This is a genomic window from Methylibium sp. T29 (assembly GCF_000576205.1).
GTDB classification, from domain to species: Bacteria; Pseudomonadota; Gammaproteobacteria; order Burkholderiales; family Burkholderiaceae_C; genus Methylibium; species Methylibium petroleiphilum.
Window position 1 is genome coordinate 1 of the sequence record NZ_AZND01000498.1, and the last position, 1,291, is coordinate 1,291.

Consider the following 1,291-nt stretch of genomic DNA (forward strand, 5'->3'; position numbering starts at 1 on the left):
CGCAGCGCGGCGCTGGGCGTCGGCGGCTCGCTCGGCCGCCACAACGGTTGCGGCGGACGGGGCTCTTGTTCCTCGTCGCCCGGCTCGTCGTCGAGCGGCGGATCGGGAGGGACGGGGGGCATGGGTGGCGCGAAGGCCGCGGCGGGCTCCGGCTCGAAGCCGGGCAGCCAGGAACAGGGCTCGGGGATGCGAGTCATGGGGGTCTCCGTGGGGCGACGGAGACGCACCTGCCCCGCGGGGAGATGGCTCCCCGTCAGGGTGGATGGATGGCCCACCGGATGCGCAGGCGCATGGGTGGGTGGCTCTGGTGCCGCGCGAGGCGGCGATCATTCAGTCAGATGCGGTGTCGGTGCGCCGCGGGCATCGGGCTCCAGGCGGAGCACGAAGGGGCTTGGAGGCGGGTATCGACCGCGGCGCCGACGCAAGTCGGGGCTGGGCAGGCTGACGCCTGCGGGTAGCCCTTGCACTGTGCGCGAAGGCCTGCGGGTCCGATCACGTCTCAACAGGTTGCCACTGCGAAGCCCCGCCCACGGTGGCGGCGTGCGGTGGCGATGGAACGGATCGGGTCGATCCAACAAGCACATCGCTCACGTCATGCCCTCAAGCCGCCCCACTTGATGGCGCCATCCCTCATGGGAACCTGAATCCACGGGCCGATGTCGCGCCCGCCCTCATTCAGGAGCCCCCATGAAACCCTCCAAGCAGGAGCTGGAAGCCGTGATCGCGGCTTCACCCCGCAGCTTCGTTTCCTTCAACAAGCTCGTGCTGTCGCCGACCTACCAGGCGCGGCCCGAGAACCCGGCGGCGCCGCTGCCGCTCACCGAACTGGCCGCGTCCATCGAGGCCGCGGGCCTGCTGCACAACCTGATCGTCGTGCGCGGCGCGCGTGGCTTGCACGAGGTCTGCGCCGGCGGCCGGCGTCTGCGCGCGATGGCACTGCTGGTGGAGCAAGGCCGCTGGGCCGAGAACCAGCCGGTGCCGGTGCTGGTGGTGCCGGCGGAACAAGCGCTGATGGCCAGCCTGATCGAGAACGTCGAGCGCGAGGCCTTGAACCCGGCCGACGAGTTCGCCGCCTTCGCCCGGCTCATCGACGGGGGCCGGTCGGTCGAGGACGTGGCGGCGGCCTTCGGCGTCACGCCGCAGGTCGTGAAGCGCCGGCTCAAGTTGGCGGCGGTGTCGCCTGCGCTGCTGACGCTGTTTCGCGAAGGCGGGATTGGCCTGGACTGCCTGATGGTGCTCGCATCGATCGACGACCCGGCGCGCCAGGAGCAGCTGTGGCAGCAGCTGCCTG

At 71.2% G+C, this 1,291-nt stretch carries 1 protein-coding gene and 1 pseudogene; one reads left to right on the plus strand and one right to left on the minus strand.

What is annotated here, in order from left to right:
• Positions 1–197 (minus strand): annotated as a pseudogene (locus x551_RS26070) (hypothetical protein); the annotation flags it as partial.
• Positions 198–687: 490 nt separating this feature from the next.
• Between x551_RS26070 and x551_RS22355 the strand changes: the two are divergent.
• Positions 688–1,291 (plus strand): ParB/RepB/Spo0J family partition protein (locus tag x551_RS22355; RefSeq protein WP_036251730.1); only part of this gene is annotated, 604 nt, incomplete at its 3' end.